Below are 390 nucleotides of genomic sequence, written 5' to 3'. Positions count from 1 at the left end.
GGTACACGAGAACCACCGAGCCTGATGTGGTTAAAAGACAGGCACAATCTTTACTACCGCAATCCACTATTTAAGGTGATATATGGAAGAAGAATTTGAAGAGTTCGAAGAGCATCCTCAGGATGTGATGGAACAATACCAGGACTATCCGTATGACTACGACTATTGATAAAAATCAATGGTGTGGACAATTCAAGCGATGCAATGGATGCAAGCTGCAATCGGAATGCATGGTTAAGCCTGAAGAAATGTTTCCTGTAATGGAAGATGGGAAATATGTCGATAAATGGGCAATACGAACGACGGCAATGATTGCCAGAGAACTTGGTAAACAGAACAACAAAGCTGCCTGATAGTGGCCTTTATTTTTGGCATAAATAACAGAATAAA

Annotated in this window: 1 protein-coding gene; it reads left to right on the top strand. The window is 40.8% G+C overall.

The window, feature by feature from the left end; translation table 11 throughout:
• Positions 1-152: 152 nt before the first annotated feature.
• Positions 153-353: an antirestriction Ral family protein gene (locus tag MKD49_RS25790; protein WP_000213975.1), complete on the top strand. Its 201-nt coding sequence runs from the start codon at positions 153-155 to the stop codon at positions 351-353.
• The last annotated feature ends 37 nt before the right edge of the window (positions 354-390 follow it).

This window comes from Herbaspirillum sp. WGmk3 (assembly GCF_023952535.1).
In the GTDB taxonomy this organism is placed as follows: domain Bacteria; phylum Pseudomonadota; class Gammaproteobacteria; order Burkholderiales; family Burkholderiaceae_D; genus Herbaspirillum; species Herbaspirillum huttiense.
This window is presented reverse-complemented; position numbering and strand designations above follow the sequence as displayed.